Origin of the sequence: Campylobacter vulpis (genome assembly GCF_014217995.1) — a bacterium.
Classification (GTDB): domain Bacteria; phylum Campylobacterota; class Campylobacteria; order Campylobacterales; family Campylobacteraceae; genus Campylobacter_D; species Campylobacter_D vulpis.
Window position 1 is genome coordinate 104,211 of the sequence record NZ_CP041617.1, and the last position, 15,389, is coordinate 119,599.

17 protein-coding genes and 1 tRNA gene are annotated in these 15,389 nt (G+C 35.0%); 9 read left to right on the forward strand and 9 right to left on the reverse strand.

Annotated elements, in window-relative coordinates:
* Window positions 1-5: 5 nt before the first annotated feature.
* The 7 genes from CVULP_RS00545 (at window position 6) to CVULP_RS00575 (ending at window position 4,714) form a co-directional block, all read left to right on the forward strand.
* Window positions 6-103 (forward strand) — tRNA-Sec (locus CVULP_RS00545).
* Between the two features lie 15 nt (window positions 104-118).
* Window positions 119-1,369 carry an adenylosuccinate synthase gene (locus CVULP_RS00550; RefSeq protein ID WP_099506906.1) on the forward strand — a complete coding sequence of 417 codons (1,251 nt, stop codon included), beginning with the start codon at window positions 119-121 and terminating at the stop codon, window positions 1,367-1,369.
* Entirely contained in the window at window positions 1,366-1,794 is a 429-nt protein-coding gene (locus CVULP_RS00555; RefSeq protein WP_099462399.1) for a flagellar export protein FliJ, read from the forward strand. Before CVULP_RS00550 ends, CVULP_RS00555 begins: the two co-directional genes overlap by 4 nt.
* Complete coding sequence (locus CVULP_RS00560) at window positions 1,787-2,335, forward strand: MotE family protein (RefSeq protein WP_099462401.1); 549 nt, start codon at window positions 1,787-1,789, stop codon at window positions 2,333-2,335. Before CVULP_RS00555 ends, CVULP_RS00560 begins: the two co-directional genes overlap by 8 nt.
* Window positions 2,336-2,400: 65 nt before the next feature.
* Window positions 2,401-2,952 carry a DUF507 family protein gene (locus CVULP_RS00565; RefSeq protein ID WP_099462403.1) on the forward strand — a complete coding sequence of 184 codons (552 nt, stop codon included), beginning with the start codon at window positions 2,401-2,403 and terminating at the stop codon, window positions 2,950-2,952.
* Window positions 2,949-4,061, forward strand: coding sequence for a glutamine-hydrolyzing carbamoyl-phosphate synthase small subunit (carA, locus tag CVULP_RS00570; protein ID WP_099462405.1), 1,113 nt, complete (start codon window positions 2,949-2,951; stop codon window positions 4,059-4,061). Before CVULP_RS00565 ends, carA begins: the two co-directional genes overlap by 4 nt.
* A complete protein-coding gene (locus tag CVULP_RS00575) occupies window positions 4,058-4,714 on the forward strand; it encodes a sulfite exporter TauE/SafE family protein (RefSeq protein WP_099506905.1) in 657 nt (218 codons plus the stop codon). The genes carA and CVULP_RS00575 overlap by 4 nt, the downstream gene beginning before the upstream one ends.
* On the opposite strand, the gene CVULP_RS00580 is transcribed toward CVULP_RS00575, so the two are convergent.
* The 6 genes from CVULP_RS00580 to CVULP_RS00605 form a co-directional block, all read right to left on the reverse strand.
* The gene (locus tag CVULP_RS00580; protein WP_099506904.1) at window positions 4,707-5,231 is read right to left on the reverse strand and encodes a ribonuclease HII; all 525 of its coding nucleotides are present in this window, start codon (window positions 5,229-5,231) and stop codon (window positions 4,707-4,709) included. The genes CVULP_RS00575 and CVULP_RS00580 overlap by 8 nt on opposite strands.
* On the reverse strand, window positions 5,231-5,878 hold the full coding sequence (locus CVULP_RS00585) for a ferritin family protein (RefSeq protein ID WP_099462412.1): 648 nt from the start codon (window positions 5,876-5,878) through the stop codon (window positions 5,231-5,233). The genes CVULP_RS00580 and CVULP_RS00585 overlap by 1 nt, the downstream gene beginning before the upstream one ends.
* A 96-nt stretch (window positions 5,879-5,974) precedes the next feature.
* Window positions 5,975-7,612, reverse strand: a complete 1,638-nt coding sequence (locus CVULP_RS00590; protein WP_099462414.1) for a flagellar hook-basal body complex protein — start codon at window positions 7,610-7,612, stop codon at window positions 5,975-5,977.
* Window positions 7,613-7,615: 3 nt separating this feature from the next.
* Complete coding sequence (locus CVULP_RS00595; protein ID WP_099462417.1) at window positions 7,616-8,488, reverse strand: flagellar basal body rod modification protein; 873 nt, start codon at window positions 8,486-8,488, stop codon at window positions 7,616-7,618.
* 54 nt (window positions 8,489-8,542) lie between these two features.
* Window positions 8,543-10,399 (reverse strand): flagellar hook-length control protein FliK, encoded by a 1,857-nt coding sequence (locus tag CVULP_RS00600; RefSeq protein WP_099506903.1) that lies wholly within the window; start codon window positions 10,397-10,399, stop codon window positions 8,543-8,545.
* Window positions 10,400-10,413: 14 nt separating this feature from the next.
* On the reverse strand, window positions 10,414-10,740 hold the full coding sequence (locus CVULP_RS00605) for a hypothetical protein (protein WP_099506902.1): 327 nt from the start codon (window positions 10,738-10,740) through the stop codon (window positions 10,414-10,416).
* Window positions 10,741-10,871: 131 nt separating this feature from the next.
* On the opposite strand from CVULP_RS00605, the gene typA reads away from it, so the two are divergent.
* Together typA and CVULP_RS00615 are read left to right on the forward strand one after the other, a co-directional pair.
* Complete coding sequence (gene typA / locus CVULP_RS00610; protein ID WP_099462423.1) at window positions 10,872-12,680, forward strand: translational GTPase TypA; 1,809 nt, start codon at window positions 10,872-10,874, stop codon at window positions 12,678-12,680.
* On the forward strand, window positions 12,680-13,312 hold the full coding sequence (locus tag CVULP_RS00615) for a poly(A) polymerase (RefSeq protein ID WP_099506901.1): 633 nt from the start codon (window positions 12,680-12,682) through the stop codon (window positions 13,310-13,312). Before typA ends, CVULP_RS00615 begins: the two co-directional genes overlap by 1 nt.
* On the opposite strand, the gene CVULP_RS00620 is transcribed toward CVULP_RS00615, so the two are convergent.
* The 3 genes from CVULP_RS00620 to CVULP_RS00630 form a co-directional block, all read right to left on the reverse strand.
* Complete coding sequence (locus CVULP_RS00620; protein WP_099462427.1) at window positions 13,309-13,731, reverse strand: PepSY-like domain-containing protein; 423 nt, start codon at window positions 13,729-13,731, stop codon at window positions 13,309-13,311. The two genes, CVULP_RS00615 and CVULP_RS00620, sit on opposite strands and share 4 nt — an antisense overlap.
* A gap of 69 nt (window positions 13,732-13,800) precedes the next feature.
* A complete protein-coding gene (locus CVULP_RS00625) occupies window positions 13,801-14,445 on the reverse strand; it encodes an HAD family hydrolase (RefSeq protein WP_099462429.1) in 645 nt (214 codons plus the stop codon).
* On the reverse strand, window positions 14,442-15,356 hold the full coding sequence (locus CVULP_RS00630) for an OmpA family protein (RefSeq protein ID WP_099506900.1): 915 nt from the start codon (window positions 15,354-15,356) through the stop codon (window positions 14,442-14,444). The genes CVULP_RS00625 and CVULP_RS00630 overlap by 4 nt, the downstream gene beginning before the upstream one ends.
* Window positions 15,357-15,389: the final 33 nt, after the last annotated feature.

Consider the following 15,389-nt stretch of genomic DNA (forward strand, 5'->3'; position numbering starts at 1 on the left):
AAAGCGGAAGATAAGCGACTCTGGTGAGCGCCACTGACTTCAAATCAGATGAAAGGGTAGCTGGCTATTCTTTGGGGAGTTCGATTCTCTCATCTTCTCGCCATAAAAAAGGAAAACGATGAGTAAGGCTGATATAGTCGTAGGAATTCAATGGGGTGATGAGGGTAAAGGCAAGGTAGTTGATAAATTATGTGAAAATTATGATTTTGTTTGCAGAAGTGCGGGAGGGCATAATGCCGGACATACAATTTGGGTCAATGGAGTCCGCTACGCACTTCACTTAATGCCCTCAGGCGTTTTACATCAAAACTGCATTAACATCATAGGAAATGGCGTGGTTGTTTCACCTGAAGTTCTAATCGCTGAAATGGCACAATTTGATAATCTTAAGGGGCGACTTTACATCAGTGATAGAGCACATTTAAATTTAAAACACCATTCTTTAATAGATATAGCAAAAGAAAAACTCAAGGGTAAAAATGCCATAGGCACGACAGGTAAGGGCATAGGACCTAGCTATGCGGATAAGATTAATCGTGTAGGACACAGAGTTGCCGAGCTTTTAGAGCCTGAAAAATTATGTGAAAATTTAATGAGAGATTTTGAAAATAATCAAACTTTTTTGGAATTTTTGGGTGTGGAAATTCCAAATCAAGATGAACTTTTGGTTGATTTAAAGCGTTTTAGTGAAATTTTAACGCCTTATATTACCGATACGACAAGATTGCTTTGGAGGGCATTAGATGAAGATAAAAGAGTGCTTTTAGAGGGAGCGCAAGGTTCTATGCTAGACATCGACCACGGAACTTATCCTTTTGTAACAAGCTCAAATACCATTTCAGCAGGTGCTTTAACGGGGCTTGGACTAAATCCTAAGGAGGCTGGTTCTATCACGGGTATAGTTAAAGCTTATGCGACTAGGGTGGGAAATGGAGCTTTTCCTAGTGAGGATAAGGGCGAAGAGGGAGAGAAAATCGCAAGGATAGGTAAGGAAATAGGCGTTAGCACTGGGCGTAAAAGAAGATGTGGTTGGTTTGATGCTGTGGCAGTAAGATATACAGCAAGGCTTAATGGGCTTGATCACTTAGCCTTGATGAAACTTGATGTTTTAGACGGCTTTGAGCGAATTAAAATTTGCCGTGCTTATGAATATGAGGGCAGGGAAATTGACTATATGCCAAGCGATTTGGATAAGGTAAAGCCTATTTATGAGGAGATGGAAGGCTGGGATAAGGTCTTTGGGATACGGGACTATGACCTTCTTCCACAAAATGCTAAAAAATACATTGCTAGGCTTGAAGAATTAGTCGGCGTAAAAGTCAAACTCATTTCTACAAGTGCGGAAAGAGATGATACTATCATTTTATGAAAAGCAAATTTAACGCCGTTATCAAAGTTAAAAAGCAGCAGCTTGACAAGGCACAAACGGATTTAAATGCCGCCTTGCAAAGACAAAAAGAAAATGAGAAGCTTTTGGGATTAGCACAGCAGGAGTTGTTAAATTTAGGTTCTTTAAAGGGTCAAATTTCTAGCGAAGAATTAAGGGCAAATGTTTTTATGGAGGGCGTTGCAAGAGAAGCTTTGGCTAGAGCTAAGGAAAAAGTGGAGCTTTCTCATAAAGAGATTAATCATTATCAGTTTTTATATCAAAAAGCACATTTGGATTATGAAAAAATGAAATATTTACAAAGTGAAGAGCTTAAGGTTATGCAAAAGGCTATGCAAAAGGCTGAGGAAAAATTCCTTGACGAACTTGCGGTTAGCCGTTTTTTTAAAAAGGAAAAAAATGAATAAAAAAATTGTAATTTTGGCATTATTTTTTGGAGCTGTTTTTGCGGAGGATTGCCAACAATATTTTGAATCAAGAAAGGGTGAATTAGAAATTCAAACACGCGAATTTGATGAGGCAAGACAGGCTTTGGAGGCTTATAAGGCTTCTTTTGAGAGCTTACAAAAAGAAAAAATAGATGCCTTAAATCAAAAAGAAGCTGAGGTTAATGCGACTTTAGCTAAAATTGAAAGTTTAAGAGAGGAAAATGAAAGGCTTTTAAAGCAAAATGAGGAAATTTTAAATTCTATCAATAGCAAAACAGAAGGTCGCATTAAAGAAATTTATTCTCAAATGAAAGACACAGCCGTAGCAGATGTTTTAAGTCAAATGGACGCAGAAGAAGCAAGCAAGATAATGCTTTCCTTAGAGTCTAGAAAAATTTCGGGCATACTTTCTAAAATGCAGCCACAAAAGGCTAGTGAGCTAACCTTACTATTGCAAAATTTAGATAAAAAAGAGGAAGATAAGGGCGACAATACTACAGAAAATAACGCAAGTAATTAAGGCTTTTATTACCATTTTTTACCGAAAATAAGCTATCATTTCAAATTAAAAATAAAGGTTTAAAAATGCGTATCAAATTCCCACATATCCCCTATATAGCCAATAAAATTATGCTCGATATTAGCCAATCTTCTTTTATAGAGATTAAAGACCAGCTAGAAAAGTTGAATTTATGCGTAAAAAATATTTTAGAAGAGGATTTAAATAAAGAAAAAAAATTAGATGAAAGAGCGAGAGAATTGCTTGAAAAGCAAGAAGATGAAATGGAACTTATGCAAGTCGATAGAAAAAATATGTTTTGGCTTGTGAAGCGAAAGTTGGCTGCTGAATACGATGTGATTTTAGATAAAGAAGAAAGACATAGTCGTCTTTCTCACCAAATTTTAAATGCACTTGTCGAAAATGATTATATTAATTTTATCGTGAGTGAAAATAGGGTCAAAAATCTAATTTTTTCAAGTATTGAGGATTATTTAAGAATTTATGAAAAGCTTGAAGATGAGGTTTATGATAAGATTAGCAATTATAAAAATAAGCCTGTGCCAGGAAGTGAAGAATATGAACTCATCTTTGAAAAACTTTACCAAGAAGAGCTTAGAAAAAAGGGTATGTTTTGAAAGCTTATATTTATTTAGAAAATGATGTTTTTTTAAGTGCTAGGGCTTTTGGCTATGGGGGGACCTTTTTGGGAGAGCTTGTCTTTAATACTTCAATGAGTGGTTATCAAGAAATCATCTCAGACCCCTCTTATGCGGGGCAATTTATAGTCTTTTCTATGCCAGAAATCGGCATAGTCGGCACAAATGAGGACGATAATGAGAGTAAAGAAGTTTTTGCAAGTGGAATTTTTGTGCGTGAGTTTAGTCCCACATTTTCAAATTACAGAGCAAAAGAAAGCTTAGAAACTTATCTTAAAAAACATCAAAAAATAGGAATTTACGACATAGATACGCGTTTTTTAGTTAAACTCATACGCGATAGCGGAAATTTAAGAGCTATTGTTTCAACAGAAATTGCAAGCAAAGAAGAGCTTAAAGAAAGGCTTTTGGCAAGTAAAAAGATTGATGAGATTAATTTCGTTAAAGAAGTTTCAACTAAAAAGCCTTACAAACACGAGCAGGGCGTATGGAACGGCAAAACCTATGATAAACCTAAAAAATCGCAAAAAAAAGTTGCTGTCATTGATTATGGTGTCAAAAAAAATATTTTAAATGAGCTTGTAGATGCAAATTTGGCGGTGGAGGTTTTTCCTTACGATGTCAAAGCACAGGATTTAATCACTCTTTTTAAAAAGGGTGAAATTCACGGCGTTTTTCTTTCAAATGGTCCGGGTGAGCCTAAAATTTTAAAAGATGAAATTGCGGAAATCAAAAAATTAGCCGAAGCTAAAGTGCCTATGCTTGGTATTTGTTTGGGACATCAGCTTTTAAGCAATGCTTTTGGTTATGAAACTTATAAAATGAAATTTGGTCAGCACGGAGCAAATCACCCCGTCATTAATTTAGAAAATAAAAAGGTTGAAATCACCGCTCAAAATCATAATTACAATGTCCCAGAAGAGCTTTGTAAGATCGCTTTTATCACGCATAGAAATTTATTTGGCGATAATGTTGAGGGAGTAAGATATAAAGACTATCCTATCATTTCCGTGCAGCATCACCCTGAAAGCTCCTCAGGTCCTCACGAAAGTAAATATATCTTTAAAGAATTTGCGAATTTACTTTGAGTGAAATCATTAGCATTATATCCATAGCATTTTTATCAAGTTTTAGCCATTGCTACGCGATGTGCGGGGGCTTTAACCTTGCCTTTTTAAAGATAAGCTCTAGAGCTAAAAATCCTTTTTTATTAAATTTATCTTATCATTTATCGCGTATTTTTGCTTATGTTTTGCTTGGAATTTTATGCGGTATATTTGGCTCTTTACTTGCTTTTAATGCAAAAATTCAAAGTTTTAGTTTTTTTGTTTTGGGTGTTTTTGTGAGTCTTTTGGGTTTAGCCTTATTTTTCAAAGGACAGATTTTAAATTTTTTAGAAAGAAATATTTTGTGGGAGCTTTTTTTCTCAAAACTCGCTAAAAAAGCTATCTATTTTAAAGGCCTTAAGGGTGCTTTTATTTTGGGTTTTTGTAATGGTTTTGTGCCTTGCGGTTTGGTTTATTTTTTCTTAGCTAGTGCCTTAAGTCAGTCAAGTATTATCGATTCTGCTTTAATTATGCTTATTTTTGGGGTTTCTACTCTGCCCTCTTTGCTTTTTTTTGCTTATGTTTCAAATTATATTAAAGAGCGTTTTAACCACATTTTTTCAGCTCTTGCGTCCATTTTGATAATAGGATATGGAATTTATCTTGCCTTTATGGGGTTTAAAGGTTTTATATAAGTTTAAAACTTAAGCGATGAAGCTCACAAGTTCCGTATTTTACTATGCTTTCTTTATGCGTTTTTGTGCCGTAGGCTTTATGAATTTCAAAGCCGTATTGTGGATATTTTAAGGCTAAAAATTCCATCACCTTATCTCTGCTAACCTTAGCCAAAATGCTAGCTGCACTAACCTCAGCGATAAGATTATCCGCTTTGATTAAATTTTCTATACCTAAAACACCATAATTTGTATTACCATCAAAAATTTTTCTTTTATTTTCAAAATGTAAATGAATGATTTCAAGTCCTTTTTGCAAACACTTGCTAAGTCCTAGCGTGTCAATTTGGGCATTTGAAAAGGCGAGGATTAGATAATTTGAGTTTGAAATAATCTCTTTATAAAGCTTTTCACGCTTTTTTTCATTAAGTTTTTTAGAGTCTTTAAGCTCATCAAGGGGCTTTAAAAGCTCACAAGCCGCTATAAATAGAGGTCCCGCTAAAGCCCCTCGCCCCGCCTCATCAATGCCAACAAGCATTAGCCTAAAAATTCCCTTTTAAAATACTCTCTTGGAGCTTTACATAAAGGACAGGCTGCTGGAGCTTTTTTGCCACGATGAATATGTCCGCACACTTCGCAAACCCACAATTCTTCAACTTCGCTATTAAAAAATTCCTCTTCTTCAAGCATTTTTTTAAGGGCTAAATACTCCCTTTCGTGTTCTATCTCTACCTTACCTATGGCTGTAAAAAGCCTAGCGATAGCCTTTTTGCCCTCATCTTCTGCGATTTTTGCAAAATTAGGATACATTATGGTATGTTCATAATTTTCCCCATCAGCAGCACAAACGAGATTTTTAGTCGTGATGTCTAAAGCCTTACCATCAACTAATTCGTGATAAGCTTTAAACTGCGCTCTAGCGTGCCATTTCTCATTTTCTGCAGCTTCTCTAAAATGCCTTGCCACAGCGTGCCAACCCTCATCTTCTGCTATATCGGCAAAAAGATCATATTTATTTCTTGCCATTGACTCGCCTGCGAAAGCTTTCATTAAATTCACGGCAGTCAAATCTTTCGTAATGCACTGCATAGGCTCATTACAGCAAGTCAAAGTCCCACCACCTACATTTTGCACCTCAACCTCATTGCCACACTTTTGACATTGATAAGTTTCGTATTGTTTCATTTTGTATCCTTTTTGATTTTCATTTTAATTCTTTTTTGAGAATCAAAAAATTATAGTACAAAAGGTTTTATGTGTCAATAAGTCCTATTTTAGGACTTATTTTTTCATATTAATGGCTTTTTGTATCATTTGATCGCTTGTAGTGATGCTTTTAGAACTTGCATCAAAAGCCTTTTGGGTAACGATTAAATTGGAAAGCTCCATACTTAAATTGACATTTGATTGTTCCAAAAAGCCTCCCTTAAATTTGGCAGTATTGACAATTTCTCCATCTTTCATTATAAAACTTGCCTCACCACTATTTCCTGTGGCTGCGAAGATATTATCTCCCATAGCCATCAAGCCTTGTTCATTGATGAAATTATAAAGAGCTATTTTGCCGACTATGGCATTTTGTCCGTTGCTAAATTGAGCGATTAAATCGCCCCCATCACCGATGCGATATTGTTCAAAAAAGCCCTCCGCTATGCCGTCGTGCCTTGTGATGACATTTTTTTCTTTTCCTGCTTGGACATAAATTCCACTATAACCACTTCCCGCTATATTAGGGTCATAAGGCGTTCCTAAATCGATGTTAATCGTTCCTCCTTCTGGGTTATTAACGCTTTTAATGTCATTACTTAGCAAGGCTCCGTGCTGATTAAAGGTCATACTTCCTTCGGTCGGCTCTCCCACTGCTTCGCCCTTAGCATTATAAATTTGTGCGCTTACTTTATAAACCATAGTATCACCTACTTGAGGTAAAATTCTTTCCAAAGTCAGTCTTAGTGTGCTTTTGCTTCCATCTGCGTTATAAATAGGTGCTTCTAAGATGTCTTTATTTGCCTTTTCTTGCTCTGTGCTAATTTGTGCGGATTCAAGCTTGATAGAGTCAGTATCTAAGCCTTTTAAGTCAAGCTCTTTACTGACGAAATTTAAATCTTTATCCAAGCTCGCTTCAAAGCTTTGTTTGACCCCATCTTTATCGATGAAATTAAGTAAAATTCTATCATTTTCTTTAGCACTAAAAACCTCATTTTTACTTACACTTCCGCTGACTTTAAATTTTCCATCCGCAGTTTTTTCCACCTTAAAATTATTAGGATTTAAATCGATGGTTACCACTTCAGTTTTTGTGTTGGTATTTAAATTTCCCTTCCATTGCACATTTTGCGTAACTTTTGGAGGAAGATACATATTTACAGGCACTTGTAAAGCCCCTTGCGAACCTGTGGTGCCTAGAGTAAATTTGTCATTAGAATTTACCGTAAAGCCGTTATTAACGGGTGTTCCTGTGTTTAAATAATCCCCCATAAGTCCCGCTACCCTATCACTATATGTTATGCCCTGAAAGGCTGGATTCATCGTGCCTAACACAAAATTCCCATAAGAATCGACTAAGTAGCCATTTGCATCGCGTTTAAAAGCTCCATTTCTAGTATAATAAGGCATACCATCTGCACCTAAAACACCAAAAAAACCTTTACCTTGTAAAGCCACATCAAATTCTCCCTCACTTGCCACAGGAGAGCCTTGTTCGAAAACTAGCTTTGAAGAAGCTTGCGTCGAGCCATATCCTCCTTGAGCTGGGTTGGTTGATTGTGAAGTAATGGTGCTATAAAAAATATCCTTAAATTCAGCATTGGAATACTTAAAGCCTGTGGTATTGACATTTGCTATATTATTCGCACTAATGTCAATACCAAAACCACTGGATTTAACTCCGTTAATCCCATTATAAAACGCACCCATCATTGCTTAAGCCTTAGGTTTTTCTTCGGGTTTTGTGTCAGGTTCTGTTGGTTTATTATCTGGTTTTTCTGTGTCTGGTTTTTCGCTGTTTCCACCTGTATTATTGTTTGAACCATTAGAACCCAGACTAAATTTATAATCTGTAATTTCCCCTAAGGCATCAAATGGCACTTCTTGTCCTGCCATTTTTGCATAAGCAACTCCTTCTTTAAAAACAACCCCTTCAATAGGATAAGTTCCATAGCTTGCTGTTATTTTCTCACCTTGTTGATTATTATAGACGATTTTAACCGTATATTCCCCATCGCCTGCATAAACGCCATTGTTATCTCTTCCCGGCCATTCCATAGTAAAGTGTCCTGCTGAAACTTCCTTGCCCTCGCTCGCTTTTTCTGTATAAACTAGCTTATTATCTTTATCATAGACTTCCAGGGTAATTCCATCTTTATTTGCTGCTTCTGGTAAATACATCTTAAGGGCGATGATTTCATCGGATCCTGTTAGCTTAATTTTATTATCCGCGATAGTAGCCATTTTACCAATAGCCCCTAAAGCACCTATACTCTGGCTTGTTCCCATAGCATTTGAAAGCTTTTCCATTGTCGCCACCATTTTCTGCATAGTATTATTAGTATTTTGCTGCATTTCAAGTGCGGCTAACTGCGAAGTTTGAGTAAGCATTTTATCGCTATCCATAGGATCGGTTGGGTCTTGATGCTGCATTTCGATTAAAAGAAGCTTTAAAAAGGCATCTTTATCTAAAACAGCTCCGGGATTACCTTGATCTGCAGTTAAATTATTTCCACTATTTTGTGTGGTGCCGTTTGGTTTGCTTTGTGTATTTTGCCAGTTTAAATTTGGATTCCATTCCGTTGTCATTTTAAGCTCCTTATTTAAAGTCTTTTTGTATAAAAAAGCAAAAATCGTTCCACTTTAGAAATATTTTGCTAAAACAAGTTCTAAATTAATTTTAGGATTACTTTCTTCTTCAATGCTTTCTTCATAATAATGCGTTTTTGATTTCTTTTCTTGGTGTTGCTCTTTTTTACCCTGCTCGCTAAAATTCATTTCAAGTCCTGTAAAACCCATATTTACAAGAGAATTTTTAAATTCGGCTTGATGTTGCAAAAATAAATTCATTGCATTATGATTTGAATTGAAATTAATGTGAAGGTTTGTTCCTCTTTGCACTAAAGTTACCTCAACTTCACCCAAATTTGAAGGATTAAGCGTAATGCTTAGTTTAGTAATGGGTGCTTTATACTGCTGCTCCATCGCTTCTTTTAAATCTTTAGAAAAGTATTGTAAGCTTTCTTTTGGGGAAATGATTTTTTGATTTTGATTTACCCTACTTAAGTCTTTGACAAGATTATTTAAATCATCTACGCTAGATTTTTCTGTATTAGTAGTATTTTCGCTATTTTCTTTAGTGAATAATTCTTTATTTGTTTCTTTGTTTAAAAGCTCACTAAAAAGATTTTCATTTGTTTTATTTTGCACGACTTTTGTAAAATTTTCGCTTGTGATTTTTAATCCCTCATTAGAATGATTTAATTTCATCTCTTTAGGATTTTCTTTAGGACTTTCTTTACTAATTTCTTTTTGTGCGAATTCTTTTTGCATTAAATCTTTAACATTAAGCGTTTCTTTTAAAGTTTCTCTTGGCGTTTCTTTACCCAAAGTGGCATTTAAAACAGCTTCTTTTAAGGGAGATTTAGTTTTTTCTTGCAAATTGACATTTTCATCAGTTTTATTTAAAGGCTCTTTACTTAAATGTGCTGTTTCTTTTAAATCTTCTTTTTGAGTTTTAAAATTTTCTTTTTGAATGCTTAAATTTTCTTTTTGAGTTTTAAAATTTTCTTTTTTAGGTTCTAAATTTGGCTCTTTTATTTCTTCTTTAAAAGTTGGAATTTCTTTGCTTTGTGTTTCTTTTTCTGTGATTTTAGTTTTTTGTGAAAATTTTTCCACAAGCTCATTTAAAACTTCATTTTTACTGGTTTTTGTAGGAGTTTTTATTTCTATCTCCTCATCGTTTTCTTTTTTAGTTTTATCTAACTGATGAGTTTTATCTTCTTTTTTGATAAGAGAGTCTAAATTTTGCAAAGTTTTAGAAAGTAAGGAATTTGCCTCATTTGTTTTTATGGGTGCTTTATTTTGCGTGTGCAAATTTTTATCTAAGTTTTTTTCGATGTGTGCTAATTTGCTGTTTAAAATTTCTTTAAAAACATTATCGATAGCTCCCTTAAAAAAGTCTTTTTTATCTAAATTTGGAAAAGTTGCCTTTAAATCAAGCAGTCTATCTACCTTAATGTCTCTAACTTCAAGCCCCATATCTTTAGCCAAATTCAAAAGCTCTCCTAAGCTATTTGCATTTTTAAGAGCATTAAAATTGTTTTCATTTTTGATGAGTTGTAAAAGGGTATTATTATTTGCAAGATTGGCTAATTTGACATTAGAAAGATCTGTTTTTAATTTGTCAAGCACCGATAAAATTTGCATAAGAGGAGCAGATTCAAAAATACTTATTTTATCTCCCTCATCAAAATTACCGATTTGTAATTTTTGCATCACTTCACCCACAATTTCACTTTCGCTTATCTTCATATGCGTTGGCAAATGCTCATTTGTCTCCTCAATGGAAGCAAGTAAAGAATTTAAAAAGCTCTCCCTTTCATTTTCACTAGCTTTTTCTTCCTTTGGATTATTTTTAATCGTTTTACTAAAAGAAGTTTGGCTAGTTTTACTCGGGGCGAGATTTAAAATCTCGCTTTGTGGGGCTAAATTTGACATTTTTAATCCTTAGTTTATTTTAAAAAATTATCCTTTGTTAAGGTTGGAAATTTTTTTTCTAAGTAAGAATTTTCATAAACTTTTATCATTTTATCTTTTTGTAAATTCACCAAAATATCTAAAAGTTCGTTTAAATCCTTTGCTTTTGAAATTTTTTTGAAATTTTTCTCATTGTCTAAAAGTTCGCTTAATTCGCCTGAAATTCGTGCCATTTTATTATTTTTTTTACTTTTTAAAATTTCTAGTAAATTAAGAACTTGCATCAATGTTTCGCTTTCCCTTGCTTCACACTCTGCGTTAAAAATTTCGCTTAAAAGCACTTCGTTAAGTGGTTTTGACATTTTGTATCCTTTCAAAATTAAGTCTTGTAGCTATAAAAGCAAAAAGTGTTCCAACTTTGCTATAAGCAAATTTTCAATCTTTAAGCAAAGTTTTTATATAATACGCCCTTTTAAATGATTTGGGAGTTACAATGGAAAATATAAGAAATATCGCCGTCATCGCCCACGTTGATCACGGAAAAACAACTATGGTTGATGAGCTTTTAAAGCAATCGGGCACTTTTAGCGAGAGAGAGCAAATCGCAGAACGCGTTATGGATAGTAATGATATAGAGAAAGAAAGAGGCATTACCATACTTTCTAAAAACACAGCCATTAATTATAAAGGCACGAAGATCAATATTATCGATACCCCCGGACACGCTGATTTTGGTGGTGAGGTTGAGCGGGTTTTAAAGATGATTGATGGCGTTTTGCTTTTAGTTGATGCGCAAGAAGGCGTGATGCCGCAAACTAAATTTGTGGTTAAAAAGGCTTTACAGCTTGGTTTAAAACCCATAGTTGTGATTAATAAAATTGATAAACCAGCAGCTGACCCTGAAAGAGTCATTAATGAAATTTTTGACCTTTTTGTCGCTTTGGACGCAAATGACGAGCAACTTGACTTTGCTATTGTTTATGCGGCAGCTAAAAATGGCTATGCAAAACTTGATTTAAACGATACAAGTGATAATATGGAGCCACTTTTTAAGACAATCCTTGAAAGAGTTCCTGCTCCAAGCGGAGATAAACAAAATCCTCTCCAGCTTCAAGTTTTCACGCTAGGTTATGATAATTTTGTCGGCAAAATAGGCATAGCAAGGATTTTTAATGGCGTAGTGAAGAAAAATCAATCCGTGATGTTAGTTAAAGCAGACGGAGAAAAGCTTAATGGTAGAGTCTCAAAACTCATAGGCTTTATGGGCTTAGAAAAAATGGACATTGAGGAAGCAAGCAGTGGAGATATAGTTGCCATTGCAGGTTTTGAAACCTTAGATGTAGGAGATAGTGTCGTATGTCCTAACAATCCTATGCCTTTAGACCCTCTTCACATTGAAGAGCCGACCTTAAGCATTGTTTTTGCAGTGAATGACGGACCTCTGGCAGGAACAGAGGGCAAACATGTAACCTCCAATAAAATCGCCGAACGCCTAGAAGCAGAAATGAAAACCAACATCGCTATGAAATATGAAAGTAGTGGCGAGGGCAAATTTAAAGTTAGCGGCAGGGGTGAGTTGCAAATCACTATTTTAGCAGAAAATATGCGTAGAGAGGGCTTTGAGTTTTGTATGGGGCGACCTGAAGTTATTGTTAAAAACGAAGACGGCGTTAAAACAGAGCCTTTTGAGCATTTAGTTATCGATGTGCCGGAGGAATTTAGCGGGGCAGTCATTGAAAAACTAGGCAAAAGAAAGGCAGAAATGAAAACGATGTCGCCCACAGGAGATGGACAAACAAGGCTTGAATTTGAAATTCCAGCTAGAGGACTCATAGGCTTTAGAAGTCAGTTTTTAACAGATACTAAAGGTGAGGGTGTGATGAATCATAGTTTTTTAGAATTTCGTCCTTTTAGCGGGGCAGTGGAAAAAAGGGCGAATGGTGCTTTGATTAGTATGGAAAATGGCGTGGCTTTGGGCTATTCTTTATTTAATCTGCAAGATAGAGGTGTGCTTTTCATCGAACCACAAACTAAGGTTTATACAGGTATGATTATAGGTGAGCATAGTCGCAGCAACGACCTTGATGTTAATCCTATCAAAGGTAAGAATTTAACAAATGTTAGAGCAAGCGGGAGTGATGATGCGATTAAGCTTGTCCCTCCTAGAAAACTAAGTCTTGAAAGGGCGTTAGAGTGGATAGAAGAAGATGAGCTTGTCGAGGTTACACCGCTTAATGTACGTGTAAGAAAACGCTATCTTGACCCAACTCAAAGAAAGAGAATGGAAAAAAGTAAGTCTTAATGGCAAATTTAGAAAGTCAAAGACTATATATTTTAAAACGCTTAGGAATTTTAAAATTCTTAAGCGTCATTGAAGCCTTACTTGTGGGCTTTTTGACTTTTGTTTTTATTAAAGATGTGATGATTGCTATAATTAGTGCCATTTTTGTGGGCGTATTTTTTTACCGCTTCACTAGTAAAAGACTTATCAAAGCCAAAAAAGAGCTAGAATTTAATGTTTTAAAGCTTTTTTTAACGCACCATAAGGCGTATTTCCCTAAAAAACCCATTTTGCAAAAGGAATTTGCAAGCCTTAATTTGAGTGAAAATTTAAAAGAATTTCAAGCTGGAGAAGGGATAGAATTTAAGAGTTTTACCCTGTATGATGTAAAGTTTAAAGATGAATTAGGACGCTTTTTTTGCGGAATTTGTTTGATTTCTAAGCAGGTGTTAAATGGTGGCGATGAAAATCAAATTTATAAGAAAGTGGTGGGAAAAAATTTCGAACTTTCAAGCTATTTTGCTAAAGACGGAAAAGCCCTAATTGCTTGTTTGGCAAATCCTTTTTTTGTAGATTTAAAAAAGAGCGTGGAGGAAAATCACAAAATAATGCAAGGGAATTTAGAAAAACTAAATTCCCTTTTTAACGTTTAATCGTCAAATTTCTGTCCTAAAACATTACCATTAAAGTCTGTATAAACTTCTATATTATTATTAAATTTAAATTTGTAGCCATTGATTTGCTTTTCGACTTTGAAAATTTGTGCGTTTGGCTGACTAATTTGGACTTTTGCTACAAGAGTGGAAGGTAAAAAGCCAAGCGGAATTGCCTTATATTTACCATCGACTTCTTTCCATTCTCCGTTGATGATAAAATCAATCTCCGTTCCATCTGTCAAAGTTATATCGTAAGAATCTAGGTCTTTTTTTGCAAGTCCTATATTAACACCCTTAAAATGTGTATTTAAAAAGCTTTGCACATTGTTAGGAAGCTGAGCTGGACTTATAACCATATCTTGTGCATAAAGCACAGCCGCACTTAGTAAAGCTGCTAGAGCGATTTTTGTTTTCATTGTTTCTCCTTTAAATTAATAAGAGAACTTTAACATTTTTTTGTGAAGTTAATGTGAAGTTAAAATTGTTTATAGCTTTGCTATGTGCTTAACTGCTTCATAAGCGTTATTTTTGATACAATCGCTATATTTTTGTAGGCTTTCTATACTCTCATAACCACAGCTTAAGGCTATGTGAGAAATCCCTGCCGCCTTAGCCGCTAAAATGTCAAATTGAGTATCACCTATCATAAAAGCGTGAGTTTTGTCTTTATTTAATCTATCTAAAGCTGTTAAAATAGGCTCTGGGTGAGGTTTTGCAAATTGCACATCATTACGCCCTACTATGCTTTTAAAGAAATGTCCCACTCCTAAAAAATCTAGCAAAGGCTTGGTAAATTGCGACCCCTTAGTCGTAACGACAGCTAAATCTGCAAATTCGTTGGCTAATTCTAAAGCTTCCTTGGCTAAAGGCAAAAGCGTGGTTTGATCTAAATAAATCGTGCGGTATTTTTCTCTATAAAAATCAACAAAATCATTTACAAGATAGGCTTTATCTTGGTAAAGCTTAATAAAGGCTTCATCAAGTGGAAGTCCTATCAAGCTCTTAATGTCCTCATCTAAGCTAGGCTTTAAGTTCAGCTTTTCAAAGGCGAAGTGAAAAGAATTTAAGATGGCAGGCGTTGAATCAATCAAAGTGCCATCTAAGTCGAAAAGAAGAGTTTTAGACTTCATTGAGCGAGGAAGAATCTTGCCTCAACTCTTCTATTATCCGCTCTACCTTCTTTAGTGTCGTTGCTTGAGCGTGGTCTATCTTGTCCATAGCCTCTTACTTCAATGCGTTTTTTATCTACACCAAATTTCATAAGCTCATTAGCAACTCTTTGCGCACGGCGTTCAGAAAGCTTTTGATTATAAGCTCTTGAGCCTGTATTATCTGTGTGTCCCTCTAAAATGGTGTTGTATTTTTCATTTTCTTCTAGGACCTTAGCGATGTTTTGAATTTTGCTTTCAAAAGCTGGATTTATAGTTGTTTTGTCAAATTCAAAATGCCCCTCTAAACTAATAGTTTTTCCCTCAAGTGAAGTTTCTTTTGGGGAGCTTTTTTGAGTATTCATTGTTGAGCTATTTTTCGAGCCGCCAAAACCAAAACTTACACCAAATGTAGTAACCCAGTTATGATTTGCTTCGTGGAAGTTTATTTGGTCTCTTGTCTCAAGTCTTAAGGCTAAAGAATCTGTAAGTTTATACTTCATACCCGCACCATAATGTCCAAAGCCACCACTTTCATTGTCAAATTGCTCGTTAGAAAATCTTTCATAACCTCCACCAGCTAAACCATAAAAGTAAAAGCTTTCACCTACATCAATGCCCTTAATCGCACTTAAAAATACTTTCGTAAGATTTGTTCTATCAGTGTTAGAATATTTTACATTAGAATAATGCTCCAAGCCAAGCTCAAGCTGGTCAAGCCAAAAATCATCAAAATGATAGCCAAGTCTCACACCAGGCGCTGCCCTATCATCAAGGTCTAAATTTCCCTCAAATTTATTAAAACTAAAAGTAGGAGTTAGCTCAAATTTGACACTATTATCCGCCGCAAATAAAGCACTTGCTAAACCTAAACATAAAAATATTTTTTTCATAACAAACCTTTCAAAAATGATTTTAAAATCCAA

What these genes read in the sequence shown, in the direction of transcription:
- CVULP_RS00550 (WP_099506906.1), top strand. Translation starts at nt 119, where the DNA reads ATGAGTAAGGCTGATATAGTCGTAGGAATTCAATGGGGTGATGAGGGT.
- CVULP_RS00555 (WP_099462399.1), top strand. Translation starts at nt 1,366, where the DNA reads ATGAAAAGCAAATTTAACGCCGTTATCAAAGTTAAAAAGCAGCAGCTT.
- CVULP_RS00560 (WP_099462401.1), top strand. Translation starts at nt 1,787, where the DNA reads ATGAATAAAAAAATTGTAATTTTGGCATTATTTTTTGGAGCTGTTTTT.
- CVULP_RS00565 (WP_099462403.1), top strand. Translation starts at nt 2,401, where the DNA reads ATGCGTATCAAATTCCCACATATCCCCTATATAGCCAATAAAATTATG.
- CVULP_RS00580 (WP_099506904.1), bottom strand. Translation starts at nt 5,231, where the DNA reads ATGCTTGTTGGCATTGATGAGGCGGGGCGAGGGGCTTTAGCGGGACCT.
- CVULP_RS00585 (WP_099462412.1), bottom strand. Translation starts at nt 5,878, where the DNA reads ATGAAACAATACGAAACTTATCAATGTCAAAAGTGTGGCAATGAGGTT.
- CVULP_RS00590 (WP_099462414.1), bottom strand. Translation starts at nt 7,612, where the DNA reads ATGATGGGTGCGTTTTATAATGGGATTAACGGAGTTAAATCCAGTGGT.
- CVULP_RS00595 (WP_099462417.1), bottom strand. Translation starts at nt 8,488, where the DNA reads ATGACAACGGAATGGAATCCAAATTTAAACTGGCAAAATACACAAAGC.
- CVULP_RS00600 (WP_099506903.1), bottom strand. Translation starts at nt 10,399, where the DNA reads ATGTCAAATTTAGCCCCACAAAGCGAGATTTTAAATCTCGCCCCGAGT.
- CVULP_RS00605 (WP_099506902.1), bottom strand. Translation starts at nt 10,740, where the DNA reads ATGTCAAAACCACTTAACGAAGTGCTTTTAAGCGAAATTTTTAACGCA.
- typA (WP_099462423.1), top strand. Translation starts at nt 10,872, where the DNA reads ATGGAAAATATAAGAAATATCGCCGTCATCGCCCACGTTGATCACGGA.
- CVULP_RS00615 (WP_099506901.1), top strand. Translation starts at nt 12,680, where the DNA reads ATGGCAAATTTAGAAAGTCAAAGACTATATATTTTAAAACGCTTAGGA.
- CVULP_RS00620 (WP_099462427.1), bottom strand. Translation starts at nt 13,731, where the DNA reads ATGAAAACAAAAATCGCTCTAGCAGCTTTACTAAGTGCGGCTGTGCTT.
- CVULP_RS00625 (WP_099462429.1), bottom strand. Translation starts at nt 14,445, where the DNA reads ATGAAGTCTAAAACTCTTCTTTTCGACTTAGATGGCACTTTGATTGAT.
- CVULP_RS00630 (WP_099506900.1), bottom strand. Translation starts at nt 15,356, where the DNA reads ATGAAAAAAATATTTTTATGTTTAGGTTTAGCAAGTGCTTTATTTGCG.